The sequence below is a fragment of the Brevefilum fermentans genome (assembly GCF_900184705.1).
Classification (GTDB): Bacteria; Chloroflexota; Anaerolineae; order Anaerolineales; family Anaerolineaceae; genus Brevifilum; species Brevifilum fermentans.
Map to the genome: position 1 here is coordinate 959,159 of NZ_LT859958.1, position 23,924 is coordinate 983,082.

The window sequence follows — 23,924 nt, forward strand, 5'->3', positions numbered from 1 at the left end:
TTACTAAATATTTTTCTTGTTAAATTATACTTGATTCAGCGGAACTGAAAACAGGGTTGTGTAAATGGGGCCGGAAGGCGTTAACACGCTTTGGAAAAGCTGTACACGGTCGATGTTGAACAATCCCAAGGAATCAACCCTGAACTGGGAAAGCGTTCTACCGATCGTCTTTGAAGAGGCAGCGTCAGTGTTTCTGCGCAACCTGGCGATGGTCAGGTGGGGCGAAAAAGGCCGGCCTTCGCGTTGAATGCCAAGACGAGCCAGGTTTTGGTCAAGGATGTTGTGCATTGCAATCAGGGGCTCACCTCCAGTAACGCCCAGCCAGATTACTCGGGGATTAGTGTTGTTGGGATACATGCCCAATCCGCCAATTTCCAGCGAAAAGGGAGCCTGATGAGCGAGGGATTGACTCAGCACTTTCGTAATTTCTTCGATTTTCTCTTGTTTGGTCTCGCCAATGAATTTGATGGTCAGGTGAAGATTCTCGTAATCGACCCATTTCACCGCAGTCGGTGATGTTTTGCTCTGCAAATAGTCTGTAATCTCCGTGATCTTAACACGAATGTTCTGCGGGATCTCAATGGCGATAAATATGCGCATCATCGATTGACCTTTTTTAACTTGATCTTGTTAAAAGATTACCATAGGTTAGAATTTCTACACAAATGATTTTTTACCCCCTACCCAATGTTGACAAAACATGGTATAAGTTATTTACCCTGCTGTGCTCGTGATGCAGCATACACGTTTTGGGCCAACACCAATTAAAAGCGTCGGAACTCTGGTCAGCTACGCGATAGACTCAGCGTCAAGGCGAACCTGACGGGTACGGCGAACCTGTTTCAACAGGTTCAAAACTCAGCAGCACACGGTATGGCGGGGTTGTTTTTTTAATTTTTCATCTAACGAGAACATCTTGCGATAAACACATTATGACCGTGTTGGTAAACGAAGCGATAATTCGTCGATTCGAGAATTGGTGATTGGTTCAGAAATTGTCAGAAGAATACCTGTTGTTGGCTTTTTGTCACTTAAAAGGTGCCAGCAATCAGAACTCACCCTTTTTGTCTAATCACCGATAGTTGACCTGTAGTGGAGTAGGGCACAGGCTCATTTTAATTTTCGCCTGGGTTATAATTCCTGACGTCCTTTCAGACAATAAATCCGCTGGTATTTGATTTTGCAAATCAAGCCCGGAGCAGAAAACATTGAAAGGCAAACAGGTTAAGGTAACATCGCTGCGAGATTGATGATGAAAAAAATAATTGTGTGCTTCTTATGCTGCCTTCCATTCCTGGCGGGGTGTTTGGGTGAAACCCTGACTGCTGACACATTGCCCTGGGTTGGTGATGAACCGATGCTATTTATGGACGACTTTTCAGGGCAAACCGGAGGATGGCGCACCCAGGAAGACCGGTTGAGCTTCGTCGGCTATGCACAGGAGGGTTTCAGGCTTTGGGTTGACCTGCCGAATTACCAGGTGTGGAGCGTGCCGGGACTTAATTTTCGGGATGTCAATATTTATACACGGGTGCAAAAAATTGGCGGGTCAAACGACAATTTATATGGGCTTGTGTGTCGTTACCAGGGTGATGAAAATTATTATGCGTTTTTAATCAGTTCGGATGGGTATTACGGGGTATTTAAAAAACAAGCTGGTATCCAAAGCCTTCTGGGCATGGAGCAAATGGGTTTTTCTGAAATTATCAACCGGGACGATGCTGTGAATGAGATCCTGGTCGTCTGCCAGGGCGATCAACTGGCATTAATTGTTAATGAGGTTGAGCTTTCCCGGGTCAGAGATGCTGACTTTTCTTACGGCGATATTGGCATGATTGCTGGAACCCGGGCTGAACCTGGGGCAGATGTCCTGTTTGATTATTTAATCGTTATGAAATCTTTACGAAAATGAAAGTATTTTTAGATGTGATTGGCTGCCGCTTGAACCAGAGCGAGGTCGAGGGATTTGCCAACCAATTCAGAGCACTCGGACATGAGATTGTCTCATCCCCGTCTGAGGCAGACCTGGCAATCGTCAATACCTGCACGGTGACGGGCAAAGCAGCCGCCGATTCGCGGAAAAAGCTTCGCAGGGCAAGCCGAGAAGGCGCCGGTCGGGTGGTAGCAACGGGATGCTGGGCAACGCTTGAGCCTGAAACAGCGCTGAACCTACCAGGCGTGACGCAAGTGATTGCAAACGCCGATAAAGAAGCCCTTGTGGCGATTTTGTTGAATAAGTCCCGTGAGGAATTCTCTTCTTTAAAATATCGCCGCGTCCCTCTGCCCGGAGATCGAGCCAGGACGCGAGCCTTTATTAAAGTCCAGGAGGGCTGTGATAATCACTGCACTTACTGTTTAACCCGAGTGGCCAGAGGTAGCTCCCGCTCAATGGAATTATCGGAGATTTGCAAAGACATCCAGGCAGCACTGCAGGGCGGTGCTGTTGAGATCGTTTTAACAGGCGTGCAGTTGGGCGGTTGGGGCAGGGATTTTGTTCAACCTTTGGGATTAAAGGATCTCATCGGTCATCTCCTCGAATTGCCAGGGATCACGCGTCTGCGTTTATCATCGATTGAGCCCTGGGATTTCGACCCGAGTATGTTATCCCTGTGGCAGGACAAACGATTGTGCCGTCAACTGCACATCCCTTTGCAATCGGGTAGCAATCGTATATTAAAAAGAATGGGCAGACCAATCTCGGTGCAGGAATACCAGGATTTGTTGGAGGAGGTCCGCCTTAGGATTCCTGATGTTGCCATTACAACGGACATTATCACCGGTTTTCCGGGTGAGACGGAAGCTGATTTCCAGGCCACCGTAAACGTTATCAATAAGATGGCCTATGCAGGGGGGCATGTTTTTACCTATTCGCCACGACTGGGAACCGCGGCCTATCAGATGGTAGACCGGGTGCCAGCACAATTAGCGAAAGAGCGCAATGCAATTTTACGGGATTTATTTGCCTCCAGTGGTCAGCGCTACCGGGAGGGCTTTTTCGGCAGGCACCTGAAGGTGTTGTGGGAAACCAGTCAACAACAGGAAGGTGGAAACTACAAACTATCAGGATTAACCGATAATTACATCAGGGTGTTCAGTGAGGCAGAAACGGATTTGTGGAACAGGATTTCAATTGTCAACCTGGATTCGCATATGCCCGATGGGGGTGGGGTTTTTGGGCACATTGTGAATGGATAAGCGCATCGAGTGTGATTGAATCCATAACGTGAATTCGCCGTCCGATAGATTAAATGCGGTTAAGGACTTGCTAAGTCAAGTTTGACCCTCATCCAGCCATGCGGTATAATTATCCGCTGTCTTTAATACCGGTGTGTTGAGAAAAAAGGCAAGAAAATAAGCAAGAAAGGACTCCGTAAGAATGCCAAAGCGAACATATCAACCGAAACGTCGCCGCCGCGTTCGTGTGCATGGGTTTCGGAAACGAATGCAAACCAAAGGCGGACAGAACGTTCTGAAGCGACGTCGAGCAAAGGGACGGCAAGAACTGGCGAAGAAAGCCAATAACCACGTAAAAAAGGTCCGCTGGTAAGACACCAGAGATTGTTTTGACACATGCTTACTGGTCCACGTTGAATAGGACGATCGGTGCAGCGCAGGTTAAGATTAACCCGTAACGATGAGATTAACCGTGTGCGCCAGGATGGACAGACCCTGGCAAACACGAACTTAGTGTTAGGCTTTCTGCCAAATCAATTGAAACAGAACCGTATCGCAATCATCGCCGGACGCTCTCTCGGCGGAGCCGTCCAGAGGAATTTTGCTAAGCGGCGGTTAAGGTCTGCCATTCAAAGCCTTGTATCGGAATTTGATCAGGGGTTTGACATGGTGTTGATTGCTAGAAAACCCATTCTAACGGTTAATTACGCTTTGATTGTCACTGGACTGAGAGACCTGGCACGGGACGCGGGTTTGTTGAAAGACGAAATAAATTGACTAAACGACAAAGTCAAACCGAGAATTCTATCCACAGCCCTAAATTGAGAGACTTGCCTTTGAATATTCTCACATTCCCCAGGTGGGTCTTATTAATTTTGATCCGAGGATATCAAATTTTCATCTCCCCGGCACTCCCGGCTGATACTTGCCGGTTTTATCCCACGTGTTCACATTATAGTTACCAGGCAATATTCAAGTATGGGGCTTTCAAGGGCGGCTGGATGGCGCTAAAGCGGATTGCCCGTTGTAACCCTTATAACCCGGGTGGCTTTGACCCGGTACCATAACGAAAGTGAGAAGAGAAAAGTAAATGAAAAAACCTCACATTTTAATAATTGGAATGCTGGTTGGACTGACCTTCGTCCTGAGCGCCTGTGCGCCCGGGCCCAGGGTATCCGGGACCCCGGGGCTGGAACTTTCGGGAGACCAGGCTTTTGTCGCATACGGCAATTCCCTCTATGCTCTGAAGGCAAATTCTGGCACGGTGGAATGGACTTATCCTGAAGAATCGAAAAACACGGTGTTGTTTTTTGCACAGCCCCTGGTGGTCGACGACAATGTCTTTGTAGGTGATGTTGCAAAAACATTCCACAAAATTGATCGCAGTAACGGCAATTCAGTATGGACTTTCACTGGCGCTAATGGCTATTTTATAGGTCAGGCGAACGAAGGACATGGGATGGTCTTTGCTCCCAACAATGATGGCAATCTTTACGCTCTCGATTTACAGGGAAACTTACAGTGGGTATTTGAAACCCAGCATTTCATCTGGTCACAGCCACAAATTGGCCCGGACGCGGTTTACCTCAGCTCTATGGACAGGTTTGTCTATGCAATCTCAACAGATGGGAAACAGCTTTGGGCGAAGGAGATGGCTGGCGCTGTTGTCGCCAGTCCGGTTCTAAGCGAAGATGCCGGCACACTTTTCGTGGGCTCTATGGGCAGTGATTTTGTTGCGCTCAAAACAACCGATGGACAACTGGCCTGGTCCTTCACCGCACAGAACAGTATTTGGGGGCAGGCAATTCTGGCTGACAACAAGTTGTATTTTGCAGATACCGGCGGATTCCTATACATTCTCGACCCATTAAGCGGCGCTGAGAAAAGCCGTGTGGAAATAGGCGAACCGGTGATTGGCGGTTTGATAGCATTGCCCGACGGGATTGCCCTGGTCACTGAGAAAGGCAACCTTAAGGTGCTGGAATTTGATGGCTCGACCCGATGGGAAGCAAGAATCTCGGGCAATGTTTTTCAAAGGCCGGTTGCCAGCGATGATTACCTGATGGTGGCTGCAGTTGACGGAGACAACATGATTTATGCTTTTGATGTCCAGTCCGGTGCACAAAAATGGTCAGTTACCCCTAAGAAATAGAGGAAAAAATTTATGTGGGAAACAATTGTTATTCAACCTTTTTTGAATGTCTTGTTGTTAATCAACTCACTGGTTGGTAATTTTGGCATCTCAATTATCCTGTTCACGCTCCTGGTTCGATTAATCACGCACCCTTTGACCGTTAAACAATTTAAGGCAACCCAGGGAATGCAGCAACTTCAAAACGATCCACGCTATAAAAAAATAATGGAGAAATACAAGGACGATAAAGAGCGGTTGTCTCAGGAGCAGATGAAGCTTTATAAAGAATTAGGCATCAACCCGCTGGGGTCATGCTTACCGACGCTGATCCAGTTCCCGCTTATCCTGGGTTTGTACCAGAGCGTGGTGAGGGCGATGGCTGCTTCGCCTGTTGAACTTTTTCGTCTCGCACAAAGTATTTATCCTGGATTTATCAACCCGGTGGCCGTTTTACCATTGCAGAACCGGTTTTTGTGGATGGACTTAGGACAGCCTGAACGGTTGACCGTGTTTGGATTTGGAATTCCTGTCCTGGCTATTTTAGTGGTGATCACCACTTTCTTGCAAACGAAGCTAATTGAACCCCCGTCATCCAACGGTGGACAGGCTGAGATGATGACCAAATCTATGAATATTTATATGCCCTTGTTGATGGGCTTTATGGCTTATTCGCTTGCCTCTGGCTTGGCGCTCTATTTCTTGGCGAGCAATTTGATCGGAATTGCCCAGTATTCAATCCTTGGTAGGGCTAACTGGAAGAATATTTTGCCCTTCTTGAAGGGTAAAGAAACTGACCCGATCCAGGGAAAAACACCGGTGCAAGTCGTTGACGTGGTGCCTGAAGAGGTCCCCCAAAAACCGTCACATGCAAAAACAACACAGGCGACGGGAAAACGTATGACCAAACCGCAAAAGCAACGGTACGATCGCAGAAAGAAGTAAGAATTATATTTTTCATCGGCCCTGAGAAAGTGTGTAAAGGGAGCAGAATTTATGTCAGAAGAAAGAACTAAGCTGGAAGTGATTGCGCCTTCTGTTGAAGAAGCGATTGAAAAAGGTTTACAAATACTGGGGCTAACACAGGCTGATATTGATGTTGAGATATTGGATGAGGGGAAAAAGGGCCTGTTGGGCCTTGGCACCCGACAGGCGAGGGTTGTTTTGAAGGTTAAACCTCAGTTTTTTGAAGCAGCATTGGATGCGTCTGCGGATGAACCAGGTCTTTCAACTCAAAACGATGCGGTCACACCAATTGATGAACCAGAAGAAGTGATCATTGCCAGGGAGACCATCCAAATCATCCTGGAGAAGATGCGCGTCAAGGCTAATGTTTCGGTACGCATGGGCGAATCTGATGCAAACAGGATTCAACCTGTCTTGATTGATATTGAAGGCGCCGATCTCAGCTTTTTAATTGGCAGGAAAGCAGAGACGATCAACGCGCTGCAGTTCATCACCAGTTTAATTGTGAGCCGGGAAGTGGGCCGCTGGATTCCATTGCAAATCGATGTTCAGAAATATCGTCGACGACGAGCCGATGAACTGAGGAAATTAGCCCGGAGGATTGCCGATCAGGTTGTCAGCACCGGGCGACAACAAGCCCTGGAACCGATGCCCCCCAATGAGCGCAGAATCGTTCATATTGAATTGCGGGATCATCCTGAGGTTGAAACAGAAAGTGATGGTGAAGATCCGAAACGAAAGGTTGTGGTCAGGCTTAAAAGATGACCTGGATTTTTCGAACATCACATACTGGAAGGCTGTGTGGGTAGAAGAACGTCTACCTGTTCGACTTAAAATTGATTTTGGAAAACATTCCGGAGGTGCTAATGCGAGCCGTAGATATCATCGAAAAAAAGCGCGATGGTATCGAACTTTCGAGGCAAGAGATTGAATACTTCGTCAGGGGGTATACGAACGGCGAGATCCCTGATTACCAGGCTGCTGCCTGGGCAATGGCAGTGCTGTTGAAAGGAATGACTGCCGAAGAAACCACTTTCCTGACTCTCGCCATGGCAAATTCAGGTGAAAAACTGGACTTAAGCCACGTGGTTGATATTGCCGTCGATAAGCATTCGTCTGGTGGTGTTGGCGACAAAACTTCGATTGTAGTGGTTCCACTGGTGAGAGCATGTGGGTTGCCGGTAGGTAAGATGTCCGGTCATGGTTTGGGTTTCAGCGGAGGCACACTGGACAAGCTCGAATCGATACCCGGGTTCCGAACAAACTTGAGCAAGGATGAGTTTCTACATCAACTGGGTACTCTGGGGATGGTTTTGTCCGGGCAAAGTCTTGATCTGGCACCAGCCGATGGAAAATTTTACGCGTTGAGGGATGTAACCGGAACTGTGCAGTCAATCCCATTGATTGCTTCTTCGATTATGAGTAAAAAAATTGCCGCAGGTGCCCAGGCGATCGTTCTTGACGTGAAAGTGGGTCATGGCGCCTTTATGAAAACACTGGATGAAGCCCGGGAGCTGGCTGCGTTGATGGTATCGATCGGAGATTTGAGCGGCAGAGACGTTGCTGCGGTGCTTTCAGACATGAATCAGCCGCTGGGGCAAGCTGTGGGCAATGCGCTGGAAATGAAAGAGGCGATTCTAACCCTGCGAGGTGAAGGTCCGGCGGATTTTTGGGCGCATTGCCTGGAAATTTCCAGTCAAATGTTGGTGTTGGGAAAACGAGCTGAGACCATTGAAAAAGCCAGAGCAATGGCCCAGGAGGCTTTGATGACAGGACAGGGGTTGGAATATCTCCGACGGCTGGTCGACGTTCAGGGCGGGGATGTTAGCTATGTGGATCACCCGGAGAAACTACCTCAAGCGCCGATTGAATCGATGATTACAGCGCCGGTAAACGGGTATCTCCACGAGGTAAACGCAAGGCTGGTTGGAGAAGCAGCGGTACTTCTGGGCGCCGGAAGATCAAAAAAAGGTGAAGAAATCGATCTTGCGGTGGGGATTTCTGTCCTGGTCAAAGTTGGCGATTACGTGGAGGTCGGTCAGCCGTTATTCTTGGTCCACGCGCGGGATGAAACAACGCTGAATCTGGCAGCAGAGCAATTATCTGCTGCAAGCGTCATTGCGGATCAGCCCAAGGCTCCACTTCCATTATTCTATGGGTTGGTGAGCTCTGATTAGCGTCATTTGTTGAAGGGCAATCCCTTTTGGCGCCAGAAGGGATGAAGGGATGATGATTAACCCGGATGGAACAAAATCTTTGCAGTCAATAAAAAAGAGCCTGGCGAATCTGCTGGCACTTTTTTCAATCTAACACGTTTATTGGAGGAACAATGGAAAAAGCAAAATTTGCAATTGTTGGTTTGGGCGTCATGGGTCAGAACCTGGCGTTGAATATTGCCAATAACGGCTATCCTGTGGCGGTGTTTAACCGCACCGAGTCAGTCACCCGGCAATTTGTCGCCGGTTTGCCCGCCGATCAGGGCATTATTGGCACCTACAGCTATGTTGAGTTGGCGGACAGCCTGGAAAAGCCGCGCCGGATCATGTTGATGGTCAAGGCTGGGCCTGCAGTGGATGCAGTCATTGCGGCGCTTAAACCCCATCTTGAACCCGGGGATATTCTAATTGATGGTGGAAACTCATATTTCGAGGACACCGAACGGCGCACGGTTGAGCTGGAAAAAGAAGGGTTTTTATTTATTGGTACGGGCGTCTCGGGCGGAGAAGAGGGTGCTTTACATGGTCCCAGCATTATGCCGGGGGGCAGCGTAGATGCGTGGGCAGCCCTTAAGGATATGTTCACAGCGGCTGCTGCAAAGGCATATGATGGAGAACCCTGTGTGGACTACATCGGGCCGCGCGGTGCCGGTCACTACGTCAAAACTGTGCATAATGGGATTGAATATGCGATTATGCAGATGATTGCCGAAGTTTATGACCTGCTGAACCGGGGCCTGGGCCTTTCAACGATGGAATTGAGCGAGCTGTTCAAAGAGTGGGACGCAGGCGAGCTGGCGTCTTACCTGGTGGAGATCACCTACAAGATCTTTGAAAAAGTAGACCCCGAAACGGGCAAACCGCTGGTGGATTTAATCGTGGACGAAGCCCAGCAAAAGGGAACCGGAAAGTGGACCTCCCAAAATGCATTTGATTTGGGTGCTCCGACACATACCATCAACGCAGCAGTGACCAGCCGGATTATCTCTGGTATGAAAAGCCAGCGCACAGTGGCTCAGGCATTAATTGATGGTCCATCAGAAAAATTTTCAGGTGACCGGGAGGCAATGATTGCCGCCATTAAAAATGCTTTGTATGCGGGCATTATTCTTGCCTACGCACAGGGCTTCGGTTTGCTGCATGTGGCTTCGGAAGAATATGATTATGATCTCGACATGCAGATGATTGCAAAAATCTGGCGGGCAGGTTGTATTATCCGGGCAGATTTGCTGGATGATATCATGAAAGCTTTCGACCGTGATCCGGGGTTGGTCAACCTGCTGCTGGATGACGACTTCAGAGAAGCAGTCGTCAGCCGGCAGGGAGACTTGCGCCACGTGATTATCAACGGAATTAAATTGGGAATCCCGGTATATGCGCTCAGCTCGGCGCTGGCTTATTTTGATGCCTACCGCACCGAGCGTTTGCCAGCTAATTTAATCCAGGCACAGCGTGATTATTTTGGTGCGCACACTTATCGCCGCCTGGACAAAGAGGGCTCATTTCATACCGACTGGTAGTTGACCCTCGCTCCATTTTTTGACCATCAATTGGTCATATGATTTTTCAGCCACCTGATGGGCATAAGCTGAGTAGAGCGTTAAACTCGGCTTATGCCCAGAACATTTCACCGGGGGGATCGAATATCATGGCTTCTTTCAACAAGGTGATTGCTTTAACCAAGCCTTCGTCATTGGACATCAGGGCATCCTCATGTTCAATCGAGATCACGTAATCATACCCGACCAGGCGCAGCGCACTGACGAAGTCTTTCCAGAATTTTAAATCGTGTCCATAGCCAATGGTGCGAAAAGTCCAGGAGCGATCCAGGATGTGGTGGTAGGGTTTGTGGTCGTTGCAACCGTTGACAGCCACATTGAGGGGATCGACATAACAATCTTTCCCATGGACGTGATGTATGGCCTCGCCGAGGGCGCGAATGGCTGCCACCAGCTCCACGCCGTTCCAGACCAGGTGGCTGGGATCGAGATTGGCGCCCAGGGCTGGTCCGACTTCTGAACGCATGCGCAACAGGGTTTCCACGTTGTAAATCAACATACCGGGATGAATCTCAATGCCAATCTTGACGCCGTGGTCGGCGGCAAAGGCTGCTGCATCCTTCCAGTAGGGGATGGCGACCCGGTTCCACTGGTAATCGAGAATTTCAAGGAATTCCGGCGGCCAGGGGCAGGTGACCCAATTGGGCGTGCGGTCGCCCTCACATCCAGCGGGCAGCCCGGAGAAGGTATTCACTACCGGCACGGCCATCAATTGCGCCAGGTGAACGGTTTTTCTGAAGAGATCATCCGCATGGTCCGCAATGGCTGGGTCAGGGTGAAGGGGATTGCCATGGCAGCTGAGGGCGCTGATGAACATCCCGCGCTGGTGAATTTCGTCGAGGTAAGCCTCTCGGGCTGGTTTTTCTGTCAACAAGCGCGCCAGGTCAATGTGAGCGCTGGCAGCAAAAGCGCCGGTGCCAATCTCGACTGCGGTTACGCCCATGGCCTTGACCTTATCGAGGACTTCTATAAAGGGCAGATCCTGGTACAGGGCTGTTAATACGCCAATGTGCATGTTCAAAACCTCCTTTTTAAGTGTTATGATCCAAAGAAATGTGTGTTCTGACCGGTCGTTTCAGTGTGTACCACAAATACACCACCAGCGTGAGGCTGCTTGTGCAGGGCTGATTGCGTGAGACCGGTGCGTGCAGTGGTGATAAACAGCAGGTCTTTGCGCTCACCACCAAAACAGCAGGAAGTCACGCGTTGGGCGGGCAGTCTGATGGTAAGCAGGGGCACGCCGGCGGGGCTGTAACGAACGACCTGCCAGCCATTCCAATGAGCGCTCCACAGGCAGCCCTCTGCATCCACGCACAGACCATCGGGGACGATCTCAGCGCTGGTTCGGGGCAGTTGAAGGAAGGGGCGCTGATTTCCAATGGCGCCGGTCTCCAGGTAGTAATCAAAACTGAAGATGGTGTACTGGCTGGAATCCGTGAAGTACATTGTTTTCCGGTCGGGGCTCCAATCCAGGCCATTGGCAATGCCGAGATTTTTGAGCAGAGTGTGTTGAGCGCCATCAGGGTCCAGGCGATATAATTCCGCCTGGGACTGCTCAGTGTCGATACTGCCAGCCCAGAACCGCCCAGCGGGGTCGACTTTACCGTCGTTCAGGCGCACATTGCTTCGTGGCGGCAGGGGATTCCAGATTGGCTGAGTATTCAGTCCATCCCAGGCTAAAAAACCCTGACCGGTAGCCAGTAGAAACCCGCCTTCTTTTGTGAAGCAAAACGCGCCGATGGGCGTATCAAACGAGGTGCGGGTGTAGGAATTGAGTGCGGTGTCACTGCGGTATAGAAATTGAGCTTCGATATCGACCCAATACAGGCAGGATTTTTCCGGGTGCCACAGGGGACCTTCACCCAGGGTGTTGCCAGTATCGAACAGCAGTTCAGCGGTGATGGATTTCATCAATATTCCGCCTGGCGGGTGATCACACACAGGAAACCCAGCGGTGAATCACCGATGTTGACGAGCTGATGGATATCATTGCCTGCAATAAAGATGGCATCCAACGGACCCAGTTCATAATACTCCTGGTTGATTTGCACCCTGGCCTTCCCATGCAGGATCACGATCCCGTGTTCGTGTGGGTGCTTGTCGTAGAAGGTGTTATCTCCGATCGGAACGTGAAAATAGCGGATGACGAAATTTGGCGCGCCGTCATCCGGGCCGACCAGAACGTGTTTCAGGACTTGCCTGACTTCTTCGGTGTGGATTTCAAGCGGTTCAACCCCCTCCCAGGTGTAGTCCTGCGTGGTGGTGTCGCCTAAAAAGCGGTGAATTGTAGACATCGACACTCTCCTTGGCTGTTTGTGTTCTGGTAAGAATTATAATGCCACTTTTTTATGGAGTGTGATTTTTCAGGTGATTTGGCAAATCACGACCTGATTTATCTTATCCTCGGGGGTTCATTGGATGAGCGTGAAACACGCTGATAAAAAGGAGATCAGGCTTTTATGCATTCTAAGCCCTTATTGGACACGGAAAGAAATATAATCTGTAATATAATATCTCTGATCGAGCCAAATAAATTAGATAAAAAGGATGACCATGATCCACGCCGATTTACCTCTAATTGACCTTCACCGCCACCTGGATGGCAATGTGCGCCTGGCCACCATCCTTGAACTGGCGCAGCAGCACAACTTACCTCTACCCGCCGACAACCTGGCAGATTTACGTCCTTACATACAGGTCAGTGAACCAGAAACTGACATCATGGCGTATTTTCAAAGGTTCACCTGGATGATATCGATCTTTGCAGATGAGGATGCCTGCCGCCGGGTGGCGTATGAAAACGTGCTGGATGCCCGTGAAGAAGGGATCGACTATATTGAGCTACGGTTCAGCCCCTGGTTTATGGCTGAGCCGCATGGCCTTGACCCGGTTGGGGTGGTGGGCGCGGTGGTGGACGGGGTCAGAGCTGCGGTAGAAACGCTGGGTGATATCCGGGTGAACCTGATCGGCATCATCAGCCGCACGTATGGCGTGGAGATTGGCTACCAGGAACTGGACGCATTGCTGGCTTACAGAGATGACATCGTCGGGCTGGACCTTGCGGGGGATGAAGCCAACTTTCCAGCGGAGTGGTTTACTCCTCATTTCAAGAAGGCGCGCGCTGCAAGCTGGGGATTCACCGTGCATGCCGGCGAATCCGCCGGGACTGAAAGCGTCTGGCGTTCGATCAGGGATTTGGGAGCAGTGCGCATCGGGCATGCGGTGTGCATCATGGATGACCCCTCGCTGGTCGATTACATGCTCGAGCATCGGATTGGTATTGAGGCCAATCTGACCAGCAACTGGCATACCAACACAGTCGCCAGTTACGCACAGCACCCGTTGAAAACATGGCTGGACGCCGGTTTGCTGGCGACCATCAACACCGATGACCCCGGCATCAGCCCGGTGACGCTGCGAGATGAGTTTGAGATCGCGGCGCCGGCAGCTGGCTTGACCTCAGCGGACACACGCAAGGCTCAGATCAATGCCGTCGAAGTCGCTTTCTTATCGGCGGCTGAGAAACAGGCGTTGTTGAAGAAAAAGGCGCAGGCTGGCTGAGCGGCATTAATATCAATAACAGGTAAACAATGACGACATTAATTTGGGTTTTGGTTGCGCTGTCGGCGATCATTATGATCTACCTGGTGGTTGGGTCAGTTGCCGCGTTGACGCTGACGAAGATCGGCGATCACCCCCAGTATGATCAAAACCCGGGACGCTACGGCGTGGAATATGAAAGCGTGCAATTCAAGGCGCGGGGTGAACCATTGCAAATTGCAGGCTGGTATCTCCCTAATCCAGACGCCGAAAGGGTGATGATCCTGGTACACGGGCGCAATGCCAGCAAACAAAATGCCATCTCGGGCAATTTGTCCGCATTGGCAGCGGAGCTCCACAAAGCGGGGATGGGTGTGCTGATGATCGACCTGCGCGGGCACGGCGAGAGCGAGGGGAAACGCTATACTTTTGGCGCTCAGGAGCGGCGGGATGTGTTGGGGGCGGTGGATTTCTTGCTCGGGCAAGGGTTTGCGCCGGGGCGGATCGGCGCGTTGGGGATCTCCCTGGGAGGTGCAGCGGTGATCGGTGCGGCTGCCGAAGAGCCTGCGATGGGTGTTGTGGTCGTTGAAAGCACTTTTGCCGATATCAACGCGTTGATCGAGCCCAACTGGAAAGTGGAAAGCGGGCTGCCGATGTTCTTCCTGCCCGGGGTATTTTTGATGTGGCGCGTGCTGATCGGTTTTGATTTGAGGAACGTGAAACCTGTTGAAGAGCTGGCGCGCGTTCTGCCGCGACCGATATTGATCCTGCATTCAAGGCAGGACAAGATGGTGGATTGCTCGCAAGCCCAGGAGTTGAAGGACGCGGTCCCGGAAGCCAGGCTGGTTTTGTTTGAAGACTGCGACCATGCGGAGCTGTTTCGTGATCAGCCCGAGGCTTACCTTGAGGCGATGATCCCATTTTTGAAAGAACACTGGAATGGTTAAGCGCACCTTCCCTGACGGGCGATATTTCAAATTAATCTGCTGCTGTTTTTGATTCCAAGGAGCGGCTTTATTTCCTGAAAGGATCAATCGATTCGTTTGTAAATCTCAACCCCATTGACACGGTCGATATGTTGATAATTCTTACAGGTGAAATGGATGATCTTTTCTAAATCCGTGCCATCTGCTGGAACCATTGCGAGACACTCATCGTTGGAGACGCCATCGATAAAGGGGTACTGCGGGTTTCGCATATCCAAAATAAACTTTGGCGGGTGGGCGAGGATGTCGTTAAGCATGATGGCTGTCGATTCGGCTTGTAAGGGCGATCGATAATACAAAGAATCGACATATGAAAACCGTGATGGTGATGAACGATGGGAAAGGTAGTTGATCAAAGTCTCCAATCCCCACACCAGCACCTGGTCATCTTCATTGGAATTGTCTACGATGTATTGAACCAGTTCGCGATAAGGATGATAGGTATAGGGACCACCCAAGCCACGTAACAACCGCTGACCGGGCTGCATCATACCGATGATAAACAACGCGATGAAAATAATGTTCGCTATACGCGTTTTACTTAATTTCCAATCGACATTTTGCGTGATCAGGTAAACCCCAGAAAACAATAGAAATGCAGTTGCATATAAAGGTATAAAATAATGGGGATAATTCCGCCCGGAGGCGGTGGCGAGGAACAGCACAATCGGAAAGTGAAACACCCCAATTAACAGGGGATCGTGAATGGAGAAGATTTTTTGATCGTTCAGGGTGTCCCATGGGGTCAGACGGATTGGCTTCCGCACTTGATGGTTCTTAGGCTTTAAAACAAAAGCAAATAATAGCGAAAGGATCAGGCTTAGCACGGCGAAAGAAAGCACAACGGTCTCAATTATCCCCAGCCCTGGCTGTGTTCCCATGAATTGACCGATCCCCAGCAAGACGAAGAAGAAGCCCGTGAGTGTGAACAAAAAGATTTTCCCCTTGCGTGTATGAAAAAAGTGTGTGATGAGGGGAAAAGCTTGATACAGAAAGGCGAGAGATGCGCCAACCCAGGTCAGGAAGAGAAAGATGAACAATGGGTATTTTGAGTTGACCTGAAAAATATCGATCAACGCATTGACGCGTTCAAAAGGTCCAATGTCAGAATATGCAAAGTTGTAAATGAAGGCGGCATCCCACCATTCGCGCACGGCATGATTGATCGCCATGCTTAAAACAGTGATCAGATTGGGGATCAAGAATCCCACGCCGATTGACGCCATGGATTTGATGTTAGCCCATTTTTTATCAACGATCATCTCGATGATCAGCAGTAAGCCGATGGCAATGGTGACATCAATATAAGTCTGTTTGATGTTGAAAGCGATGCCCGATAGGGTCCCGATGATGAAGTAATTTCTCAGCTCATGGCTTTTAAAATGTTGAGAAAGGAAAATGAACAGGATGGCAGCCTGGAGCACCAGGGCATATTCTTCTGTGAAATTGCCGCTCATATATTGATATGACGCCATATAAGTTGCGATGATCAGCAATAAACTGGCAATGGGTTTGATCTTGTGGCGCAGGGTTAGAAAACTTAATAAAACGGTTGTGAACAAGAAGAGGACTTCAATGCCCCAAACACCCCATCCTGATCCGCCCCCCAGGAGCAAGCCCAAAGCATTGACATAGAAAATGAACGGTGGTTTGTGCTCCCAAACTTCGCTGTAAATGGTTTTCCCTTCCAGCAATTCCTGACCGAGATACAGGTAAATCCCAGAATCACGGTGTGGGACTTCCATAGCATAGGGATAGAAAAACAGGGCAGAAAGGGCGACCAGGACGAACAGGATCAAAATACAAATATAATTTATTGTGGTTGTTTTTTTAATCATCAGCGTGTTGTATTCAATGTTTGAGTTTATTGGTTGCAATAGAGCATTGTTGGCGTTTTAGGGGAATTCCTTGAGGCTTTAATGAGGACAAAGAAACGGGTGACAATTGCGGTTTGCTCGGTAGTTTTGATAGTCAGGATTTTACCTTCCTGAAGCATAAAAAACAACGACAGGTCGAGAGAGGCTAGTTCGATCATTTCGCATAGCCAAACCGATGGAGGGACGACCGCTTGAAATCGGTTCCTTATTTGCGTCTGCCATGTATAAAACAAATGATGCTGATTTCATGTCGTTCTCTAATCAGGCAAAATACATCAGTTTAAATCCGGCTGACAGTACAGCCACGATTGCAGCGAGAATTCGGTCATTGGCTACAATGGGCGGAACAAATTTCCACTCGATATTTAAAACCGCGAACAGAACTTATGATCGCATCATCATTTTTTCTGACATGCAGGGTTGGATAGGTTATCATACCCCTACAAAAGCGTTCAACGCATACAAGGAACGGACAAATGCTGACCCGGTTGTGTTTTCCTTCGATTTACAGGGTTACGGGACGCTGCAATTTCCCGAAAGAAATGTTTACGCTATTGCGGGATTTTCTGATAAAGTATTTGATATCATGAAGCTGTTAGAAAGTGACAAGCAGGCTTTGTTGCACGAAATTGAAAAGATTGAATTAGGGTAGGGGGATAACCCAAGGGTTTGTTTTTAAGGCTGGTAAACGAATAAATCATTAAACCTGATAATTCTCTGAATAATTGGCAAGCGGGGATAAAAACCTTAATTTCAGAAGTTTATTTAAAGTGGCTCAACAGCTCATGCAAGTCTTTATTATGAGCTCGTCGCACTGTGTTGGCTCTTTTGACAATGGCACAGTTTTTTGACATTGAAATATCAAACACAAGCCAATTAATCCAGGTTTCGTTGTAGAATGATTGTGATGAACTTATCAATCCGAAAAAAGGAGTGCGAAAAAATGAGATTTAATGTCAAAACCGGCGATGTATTAAAGGAACAGGTTGACCTTGCAGTTGTCTTTGCTGATGAGAAGGCAGAATTGCCTGAAAAACTGTCAGAATTGTTTTTGGCTGATGATTTTTCGGGAAAACCCAAGCAGACACTGTTGTTGTATACCCGAAATGCCGTTTTGCCGTCCCGGGTATTGCTGGTGGGACTGGGTGAATCAAATGAAGTTACTGCTGATACCTTTCGAAATGCAGCAGCCATCGCCATCAAAGAAACCATCCGGCTCAAAGCAGAACGGGTTTCGTTTGCCATGTTTGGTGAGACCGATGTGGATGAACCAGTCCTTGCCCAGGCGATTGTCGAAGGCGCGGTTCTGGGTAGCTATCGCTTTCTGGATTACAAGACCGATTTAAAGGAAGAAGATACCTTCGAAGTGAAGGAAGCGATACTTATTTGTAAGAATATCGACGAAGCTGAAAAAGGCGTTTCTGAAGGGCAGGCGATTTCTGCCGGGGTCATCCTGGCAAGAAACCTGGTTAACAAGCCGGCGGCTGAGATAACTCCAGCCCGCATTGGCGATGAAGCTTTGACGTTGGGCGAACGCCACGGGATTAAAGCGACCGTGTTGGGATTGCAAGAATTGAAAGAGCAGGGTTTTGGTGGGATTATTGCAGTTGGAAAAGCGTCTGCCAATGAACCCCGATTTATCATCCTGGAGTACGGAGAGCCTTCTGAAAATGTGCCTACGATAGCGCTGGTTGGAAAAGGAATCTCGTTTGATTCTGGTGGTTTGGACATTAAACCTGCTGATGGAATGGTTGCCATGAAGTGCGATATGAGCGGTTCAGCAACGGTACTGGGCACCATGGAAGCGGTTGCACGATTGAAATTGCCAATTCACCTGGTGGGGCTAATCGCTTCTGCTGAAAATATGCCCGGGTCAAACGCCACACGACCTGGTGATATCGTTAAATCTTTAAGTGGGAAAACCATGGAAATATTGAATACGGATGCAGAAGGCCGAGTCGTCCTGGCGGATGCGTTGTATTATGCCCAGCGCTACAATCCGGATGCAATTATCGATTTTGCTACGCTGACCGGTGCCATTATGATTGCCCTTGGCCAACATGCCACTGGCTTGATGGCAACTGACCAGGCGTTGGCGGAAAAAATTAAAGCCGCGGGCGAAAAGAGCGGGGAGCGCGTCTGGCAATTGCCCATGTGGCCAGAATATCGGGAGATGGTGAAAAGCGATGTTGCTGATGTGAAAAATACTGCGGGACGGGCTGGAGGATCGATCACTGCAGCAGCTTTCCTGGCAGCCTTTGTGGGTGACTTTCCTTTTGCTCACCTGGACATCGCTGCCACAGCCTGGATGGAAAACCCGATCAAAGCTTATCATCACAAAGGCGCCACCGGTGTGGGCGTGCGCATGATGGTGGAATTGTTAAAGGAATATCGATAATTCATTTGTTTTGGTCAGGGATGGCGACTCATCCCTGACCAAAAATTGCTTTGGCGCTGAATTTTGATCTGAAGAATTCGTCGAATTGAAAAAATTGGGCGTTAGTTTTTAAAAAATTGACCCGCTTAATATAAATGTAAGCGGGTTGAATGACGGCGAATGGGGGATCGATGAGTATTAATGCTCCGAAGAGTTGCCTTTATTAAAACAGAATTTATAAGACCGAAGACCGGGGGATTTTAAATTCATTTCACCTTTTTCCATACAGATAAACAGTCATTAGGGAGAATTATTGTGCTGTCAGCTACACGATCTCTGAAACGGTGCAAGCGGAATCAGACTTCAGCCTTTAGCTTTGAGCTTTGAGCTTTGAGCTATGAGCTATACCATGCCCCGAAGGGCTGCCTTTATCATAACAGATGGTCAAAGTTGAAAGTGACCGAAGACCGAGGACCGAAGACCGGGGGTTTAATATACTTTTCGGTTTTTTCTTTACGGACAAACATTTGATAGGACGAATTATTGCGCTGTCAGCTACACGATCTCTGAAACGGTGCAAGCGGAATCAGACTTCAGTCTCGCAGTCCCCGAGCGAAGACGCTCCAATGCCCTTTCATGGTATATGGAGTGCTTCGCGAAGTGGGACCAGCTTTGCAGTCCCCGAACGCAGTGAGTGGGATTAGCTTTGAGCTATGAGCTATGAGCTATACCATGCCCCGAAGGGCTGCCTTTATCATAACAGATGGTCAAAGTTGAAAGTGACCGAAGACCGAGGACCGAAGACCGGGGGTTTAATATACTTTTCGGTTTTTTCTTTACGGACAAACATTTGATAGGACGAATTATTGCGCTGTCAGCTAGACGATCTCTGAAACGGTGCAAGCGGAATCAGACTTCAGTCTCGCAGTCCCCGAGCGAAGACGCTCCAATGCCCTTTCATGGTATATGGAGTGCTTCGAGAAGTGAGACCAGCTTTGCAGTCCCCGAACGCAGTGAGTGGGATTAGCTTTCAGCTTTGAGCTTTGAGCTATGAGCTATAACATGCCCCGAAGGGCTCATTGTGTATTTCACCAGAAGAACACGGCAAAGGTTATTGGCAAGGAGTAATTACAACGTTTCAATGCCCCGAAGGGCTCATTGTGTATTTCACCACTGAGTGTCATGTTATATGCACTCAGGAAGAAGTTTGGCGCGCACCCCGTTTCAATGCCCCGAAGGGCTCATTGTGTATTTCACCAATACATTCAGGCTTTTGAATCGCTTGCTCGGCAACGTTTCAATGCCCCGAAGGGCTCATTGTGTATTTCACCACGGGAGAGTGGAAATCAATCCAAATCCTATACCAAAACAGTTTCAATGCCCCGAAGGGCTCATTGTGTATTTCACCTAAGAGTTTAGTGGATCAAGCCCCTTTACTGTCGATGTTTCAATGCCCCGAAGGGCTCATTGTGTATTTCACCGATTAGCAAGGCACATACATTAATCGAAATGGCATATACGTTTCAATGCCCCGAAGGGCTCATTGTGTATTTCACCGCTAAAGCGAGAAGGTGTCCCCTTTGATAAATGGTCCTGTTTCAATGCCCCGAAGGGCTCATTGTGTATTTCACCTGCAACATCTACCGATATTATACCATATTTTTTAAAATTTTCCCCATATCTTGCGAAATTGATGCATTCCGGGCAATTTGGTTTTGCTAAAAAACCCCGTTTCGCCCGGAAATTATTTAAATAAAACCCCATATATTGGGGTTTAAGAATTTTTGTAGCACTATATATGGGGGCTAAGGCGATATTTTTCCGGGCATCTCGAATTCCTACACGACCCCCCCTGTTGCCCGGAATTTTTGAAAAAACGTGTTTTAAATTAAACAACGATCACATCCTTTTCATTCAAAACCTCAACCCGACCAATCACTTCCGTTTTACTTTTGCATGTTTTACACAATCGATCATACCGCATATGATCTGCTTTTGGGGTGAATTCGTTTTGCAACCCCTATCTTCATCTTGGTCATTTCTTCACCGGTCAGGTTGAATCCAGTCAATAACGCTTTTGACCACCGAGGGCTTTATTCAACGCGTGCCAAATTGCAACTCAGGCATGACCCGCTGCCCGCTTCGCAGTCCCTGAAGCGCAGACGGTCCAATGCTCTTGCAGGGCACAGGGAATGCTGCGCGAAGTGGGATCAGCTATACTATGCCCCGAAAGCGCCATTTTGTATTTCAACGTAAAATTCATTTTTCGTGAAATGCTGATATACGCTGAAAACATGGGGAAAATCCCACCATATAGTATAATACAATTATCATTATTCCTGATCTATTTAAATCCACCCCGAATCATTGGAAGAGACGATCCTGATTAGCAAAGATTGATTGAACAAGCAACTCAAAAAATCATTTTGGGTCAAATTGCAATAGCAACAAACGCAGCGTGGTTTTCCTGCCTGGATGATCGTGAAAGGCTGGACGTTTATTCGATACACCATACCAAAAGATCGGAGGACTGAGAGATGGAAATGTTCGGTAACTGGGCGGCTTATCTATTTGTAGGGTCCATTGTGCTTCCGATGGGGTTGGGCATTTTTTTAATCATCCATGCCCAGCGTAGCAAACGCAAAGCCCTGCAAAGTCAATCCTGGCCAGTAACAAAAGGTATCATCACCGAATCCACAATAACGACAATGGAGGATGAAGAAGACGGCACCACCTACCTCCCCGTCATTCGCTATGCTTATGAAGTTGGCGGGATGATTTATGATGGTAAACGGGTTGTCTTCGGCGGCGATATCGAATTTAATACACACCAGAAAGCTGCTGAATTTCTGGTTGCGTACCCTGTGGATCAAGAAGTCAGCGTATATTACAATCCTGAAAAGCCCCATGAAGCCGTATTGCAGCAAGCAGCCCATCGAACCGCAGTGGGTTTGGTGATCGGGATCATCCTCCTGGGAATTTCTTGTTGCTTTTTGTCTTTAATGGTAATGGGTATCATCTGGCTGAAAAGCCTCTAAGCTTCAAAGGCCAGGCAAGAAGAAAATTGCTTACAGGCTGAACCCATTTTCAAAGCTCGCGCCAATTATGGGATCAGTCCTGGTGCATTAAATGATCAACCCGCCAGATCCTGACCTTGCCGGTCGTAAAACCCGCAGCCAGCCACTGACCATCAGGAGAAAAAGCCAGTTTCTGTAATGTGCCCCCATCTTTGATCCACTGGCGACTGTACAACTCTCCTCTACTACTGTCAAAAACCAGCAATGGTCCGTTATGCATACCCACGGCAACCCGCCGACCATCATCAGAAAAAACACCTGTGTTGACACGCCAACCGTGCGGGATTTGTAAAGCCAATTGCCAGGCTAAATTGCCTGTGGACATATCCCATGCTGTTAACAATCCGTCCGGTCGCAAACCCATCAGGAGGTCTTTGGAAGAATGATATCCTAACGCCACGGCAGTCGTTGGCGAGAAGGGCATTGTCTCACCTTTTTCAATGTCCCATACCTCCAATGAACCTGTGTCACGCGCCACCGCCAATAGCGGCGTTTCGGGAATAAAAAAGAGGCTGGTGACAGACCCCTGCTGGCTGCTGAAAATATTAAGCTCATCGCCTTCCGGCAATCGAAACAACTTGACCTGATCCTTATTTTGTGGATCCGCCCCAAAAGCAATGGCAAGGTACTGGCGACCCGCATGCGCACCCGTATCAAGCGTACTGGTTTGAAATCCCTTATATGATTTGATCAATTCCCAGCTTTGGACATCCCAGATCATCAGGGTCTGATCCACATTGGTGCCACAGGTGACCAGCGTATCCCCGTCTGGCGAATAGGATAGACCATACAATCGCCAATTTCGATCTTCCTTACCAAAAGTATGCCAATACAAGCGATCGGATTGGATGAAATCATAGAGTTTGACGCCCCCATCAAATCCGCTGACGGTTAAAACCGCACCATCGGGAGAAAATGCCATTGCATCAACAAAATTGGTCTCCGTGTCAACCTCAATTTCCGGGGAGACCTTCACGAACGCCGGGATTTGGATGTCAACATGCAGATCATCCCGGCTGGTTTCGTCTGAATCATTCAGGGCGGCTTCATTGGCGTACTGTCCTGCTTTGACCCAACGCCACTCCCCGGATGGCAAGCGCAATAATACACCCGCATGTCCCATCGCCAGGAGTAAATTCCCGCTGTATGGATCAATCATCGCATCCAAAGGTCCGGGACGGACGATTACCTGGCGATCCTCAGCAGGAGTGCTGGCAGGTTCCCACTGGATTTGGCTCAGATCGTAAGCAACCTGCCAGCTCTGCCCTTTGTCCACTGAAATCTCAATGGTTTCACCTGGATTGAAGCGATAGCGTTCCATCCCATTCGGTGGAACCCACAGCTCCTTTGGCAAATCGTAACCCGGGTTGCATAAAGATCCGGATGCCCCGCCTTCATCAAACCCCTCTTGCTCCCAAGTCAAGCCGCCGTCCCGACTGTAGAAGACATCAAAAGCCGGGGCACTGGCAGCGATCGAATCTTCAAATTCAATAAAACACAACACCCCAAAATCCTCGTTCGGCGGCAAAGGCACGCCAATATCAACATCCGAGGGCAATGGCTCGTCACCCCCTCCCAGATCGCGCAGGTGGTTTCCACCTGAGCTAAGATTACAAGCCAGCGTGGAGATTATTAAGATCAAAAGAGGGCAAATTCTTCTGTATTTCATCGAGGGATTTCCTTTTTTACATTTTTTGACCATAGGATGAGCAAAACCTATTTCAACCACACAGAGGATCAAAGGTTTTATTCAAGCACCGCTTCTGATTGACACTCCCGGTCGTTTTTCTGATCGATACACCCAAAAATCCAAACGCAGCAGGGACAAACAAGCGCTGTAAGACAAGAATAAAACCGATCAGTATCAATTATTGATCTTAACATTCAGGCAAACGCCTCCGCCTGTCCGTTCGAAATCCTGGAAGGTTGATTTTGAAAACAACCTCCCATCATGGGGAAACAACCCCGGTGCCGGACGCTCCTGACTCGGACTGCCGCCACAGTTGACCGAAAGCAGCGGA

Annotated in this window: 21 protein-coding genes, 1 other RNA gene and 1 CRISPR repeat array; of the genes, 16 read left to right on the top strand and 6 right to left on the bottom strand. The window is 48.7% G+C overall.

The window, feature by feature from the left end; all coding sequences use genetic code 11:
* Positions 1-24: 24 nt before the first annotated feature.
* Entirely contained in the window at positions 25-603 is a 579-nt protein-coding gene (thpR, locus tag CFX1CAM_RS04280) for an RNA 2',3'-cyclic phosphodiesterase (protein WP_087861824.1), read from the bottom strand.
* A 110-nt stretch (positions 604-713) separates the two neighbouring features.
* On the opposite strand from thpR, the gene ssrS reads away from it, so the two are divergent.
* From ssrS to gndA, 11 genes are all read left to right on the top strand, one after another.
* A non-coding RNA gene (ssrS, locus tag CFX1CAM_RS04285) (6S RNA) lies at positions 714-887 on the top strand.
* Between the two features lie 365 nt (positions 888-1,252).
* Positions 1,253-1,912 carry a hypothetical protein gene (locus CFX1CAM_RS04290; protein ID WP_157891686.1) on the top strand — a complete coding sequence of 220 codons (660 nt, stop codon included), beginning with the start codon at positions 1,253-1,255 and terminating at the stop codon, positions 1,910-1,912.
* Positions 1,909-3,195, top strand: a complete 1,287-nt coding sequence (gene mtaB / locus CFX1CAM_RS04295; protein WP_087861826.1) for a tRNA (N(6)-L-threonylcarbamoyladenosine(37)-C(2))-methylthiotransferase MtaB — start codon at positions 1,909-1,911, stop codon at positions 3,193-3,195. The genes CFX1CAM_RS04290 and mtaB overlap by 4 nt, the downstream gene beginning before the upstream one ends.
* 181 nt (positions 3,196-3,376) lie before the next feature.
* The gene (gene rpmH, locus CFX1CAM_RS04300) at positions 3,377-3,547 is read left to right on the top strand and encodes a 50S ribosomal protein L34 (RefSeq protein ID WP_087861827.1); all 171 of its coding nucleotides are present in this window, start codon (positions 3,377-3,379) and stop codon (positions 3,545-3,547) included.
* A 56-nt stretch (positions 3,548-3,603) separates the two neighbouring features.
* Positions 3,604-3,951, top strand: coding sequence for a ribonuclease P protein component (gene rnpA / locus CFX1CAM_RS04305; protein ID WP_157891687.1), 348 nt, complete (start codon positions 3,604-3,606; stop codon positions 3,949-3,951).
* Between the two features lie 59 nt (positions 3,952-4,010).
* Positions 4,011-4,241, top strand: coding sequence for a membrane protein insertion efficiency factor YidD (gene yidD, locus CFX1CAM_RS04310; protein WP_173745455.1), 231 nt, complete (start codon positions 4,011-4,013; stop codon positions 4,239-4,241).
* A gap of 23 nt (positions 4,242-4,264) precedes the next feature.
* Positions 4,265-5,326, top strand: a complete 1,062-nt coding sequence (locus tag CFX1CAM_RS04315) for an outer membrane protein assembly factor BamB family protein (RefSeq protein ID WP_087861829.1) — start codon at positions 4,265-4,267, stop codon at positions 5,324-5,326.
* Between the two features lie 12 nt (positions 5,327-5,338).
* A complete protein-coding gene (locus tag CFX1CAM_RS04320; protein ID WP_087861830.1) occupies positions 5,339-6,250 on the top strand; it encodes a YidC/Oxa1 family membrane protein insertase in 912 nt (303 codons plus the stop codon).
* Positions 6,251-6,301: 51 nt separating this feature from the next.
* Positions 6,302-7,036, top strand: a complete 735-nt coding sequence (jag, locus tag CFX1CAM_RS04325; RefSeq protein WP_087861831.1) for an RNA-binding cell elongation regulator Jag/EloR — start codon at positions 6,302-6,304, stop codon at positions 7,034-7,036.
* Between the two features lie 101 nt (positions 7,037-7,137).
* Positions 7,138-8,448 (top strand): thymidine phosphorylase, encoded by a 1,311-nt coding sequence (locus tag CFX1CAM_RS04330; protein ID WP_087861832.1) that lies wholly within the window; start codon positions 7,138-7,140, stop codon positions 8,446-8,448.
* A gap of 152 nt (positions 8,449-8,600) precedes the next feature.
* On the top strand, positions 8,601-10,007 hold the full coding sequence (gndA, locus tag CFX1CAM_RS04335) for an NADP-dependent phosphogluconate dehydrogenase (protein WP_087861833.1): 1,407 nt from the start codon (positions 8,601-8,603) through the stop codon (positions 10,005-10,007).
* Between the two features lie 91 nt (positions 10,008-10,098).
* Here the strand turns inward: gndA and CFX1CAM_RS04340 are convergent, their stop codons facing one another.
* The 3 genes from CFX1CAM_RS04340 to CFX1CAM_RS04350 are packed head-to-tail and all read right to left on the bottom strand — an operon-like array spanning position 10,099 to position 12,340.
* Entirely contained in the window at positions 10,099-11,061 is a 963-nt protein-coding gene (locus tag CFX1CAM_RS04340) for a sugar phosphate isomerase/epimerase family protein (protein WP_087861834.1), read from the bottom strand.
* A gap of 23 nt (positions 11,062-11,084) precedes the next feature.
* Entirely contained in the window at positions 11,085-11,957 is an 873-nt protein-coding gene (locus tag CFX1CAM_RS04345) for an SMP-30/gluconolactonase/LRE family protein (protein WP_087861835.1), read from the bottom strand.
* On the bottom strand, positions 11,957-12,340 hold the full coding sequence (locus tag CFX1CAM_RS04350) for a cupin domain-containing protein (RefSeq protein WP_087861836.1): 384 nt from the start codon (positions 12,338-12,340) through the stop codon (positions 11,957-11,959). Before CFX1CAM_RS04350 ends, CFX1CAM_RS04345 begins: the two co-directional genes overlap by 1 nt.
* Before the next feature lie 259 nt (positions 12,341-12,599).
* On the opposite strand from CFX1CAM_RS04350, the gene add reads away from it, so the two are divergent.
* On the top strand, positions 12,600-13,607 hold the full coding sequence (add, locus tag CFX1CAM_RS04355) for an adenosine deaminase (protein WP_087861837.1): 1,008 nt from the start codon (positions 12,600-12,602) through the stop codon (positions 13,605-13,607).
* 29 nt (positions 13,608-13,636) lie between these two features.
* Positions 13,637-14,533, top strand: coding sequence for an alpha/beta hydrolase (locus CFX1CAM_RS04360; protein ID WP_087861838.1), 897 nt, complete (start codon positions 13,637-13,639; stop codon positions 14,531-14,533).
* A gap of 83 nt (positions 14,534-14,616) precedes the next feature.
* On the opposite strand, the gene CFX1CAM_RS04365 is transcribed toward CFX1CAM_RS04360, so the two are convergent.
* Positions 14,617-16,410, bottom strand: coding sequence for an ArnT family glycosyltransferase (locus CFX1CAM_RS04365; protein ID WP_157891688.1), 1,794 nt, complete (start codon positions 16,408-16,410; stop codon positions 14,617-14,619).
* Positions 16,411-16,669: 259 nt separating this feature from the next.
* On the opposite strand from CFX1CAM_RS04365, the gene CFX1CAM_RS04370 reads away from it, so the two are divergent.
* The 3 genes from CFX1CAM_RS04370 to CFX1CAM_RS04380 all read left to right on the top strand — a co-directional run bounded on the left by CFX1CAM_RS04370 (position 16,670) and on the right by CFX1CAM_RS04380 (position 21,864).
* On the top strand, positions 16,670-17,101 hold the full coding sequence (locus tag CFX1CAM_RS04370; protein ID WP_157891689.1) for a hypothetical protein: 432 nt from the start codon (positions 16,670-16,672) through the stop codon (positions 17,099-17,101).
* Positions 17,102-17,392: 291 nt separating this feature from the next.
* On the top strand, positions 17,393-18,847 hold the full coding sequence (locus CFX1CAM_RS04375; RefSeq protein WP_087861841.1) for a leucyl aminopeptidase: 1,455 nt from the start codon (positions 17,393-17,395) through the stop codon (positions 18,845-18,847).
* A 1,035-nt stretch (positions 18,848-19,882) separates the two neighbouring features.
* A CRISPR array of direct repeats spans positions 19,883-20,458; the repeat unit is 37 nt; unit sequence GTTTCAATGCCCCGAAGGGCTCATTGTGTATTTCACC.
* A gap of 905 nt (positions 20,459-21,363) precedes the next feature.
* Positions 21,364-21,864 carry a DUF3592 domain-containing protein gene (locus CFX1CAM_RS04380; protein WP_087861842.1) on the top strand — a complete coding sequence of 167 codons (501 nt, stop codon included), beginning with the start codon at positions 21,364-21,366 and terminating at the stop codon, positions 21,862-21,864.
* A 73-nt stretch (positions 21,865-21,937) separates the two neighbouring features.
* On the opposite strand, the gene CFX1CAM_RS04385 is transcribed toward CFX1CAM_RS04380, so the two are convergent.
* On the bottom strand, positions 21,938-23,572 hold the full coding sequence (locus CFX1CAM_RS04385; protein ID WP_157891690.1) for a WD40 repeat domain-containing protein: 1,635 nt from the start codon (positions 23,570-23,572) through the stop codon (positions 21,938-21,940).
* Between the last annotated feature and the right edge of the window lie 352 nt (positions 23,573-23,924).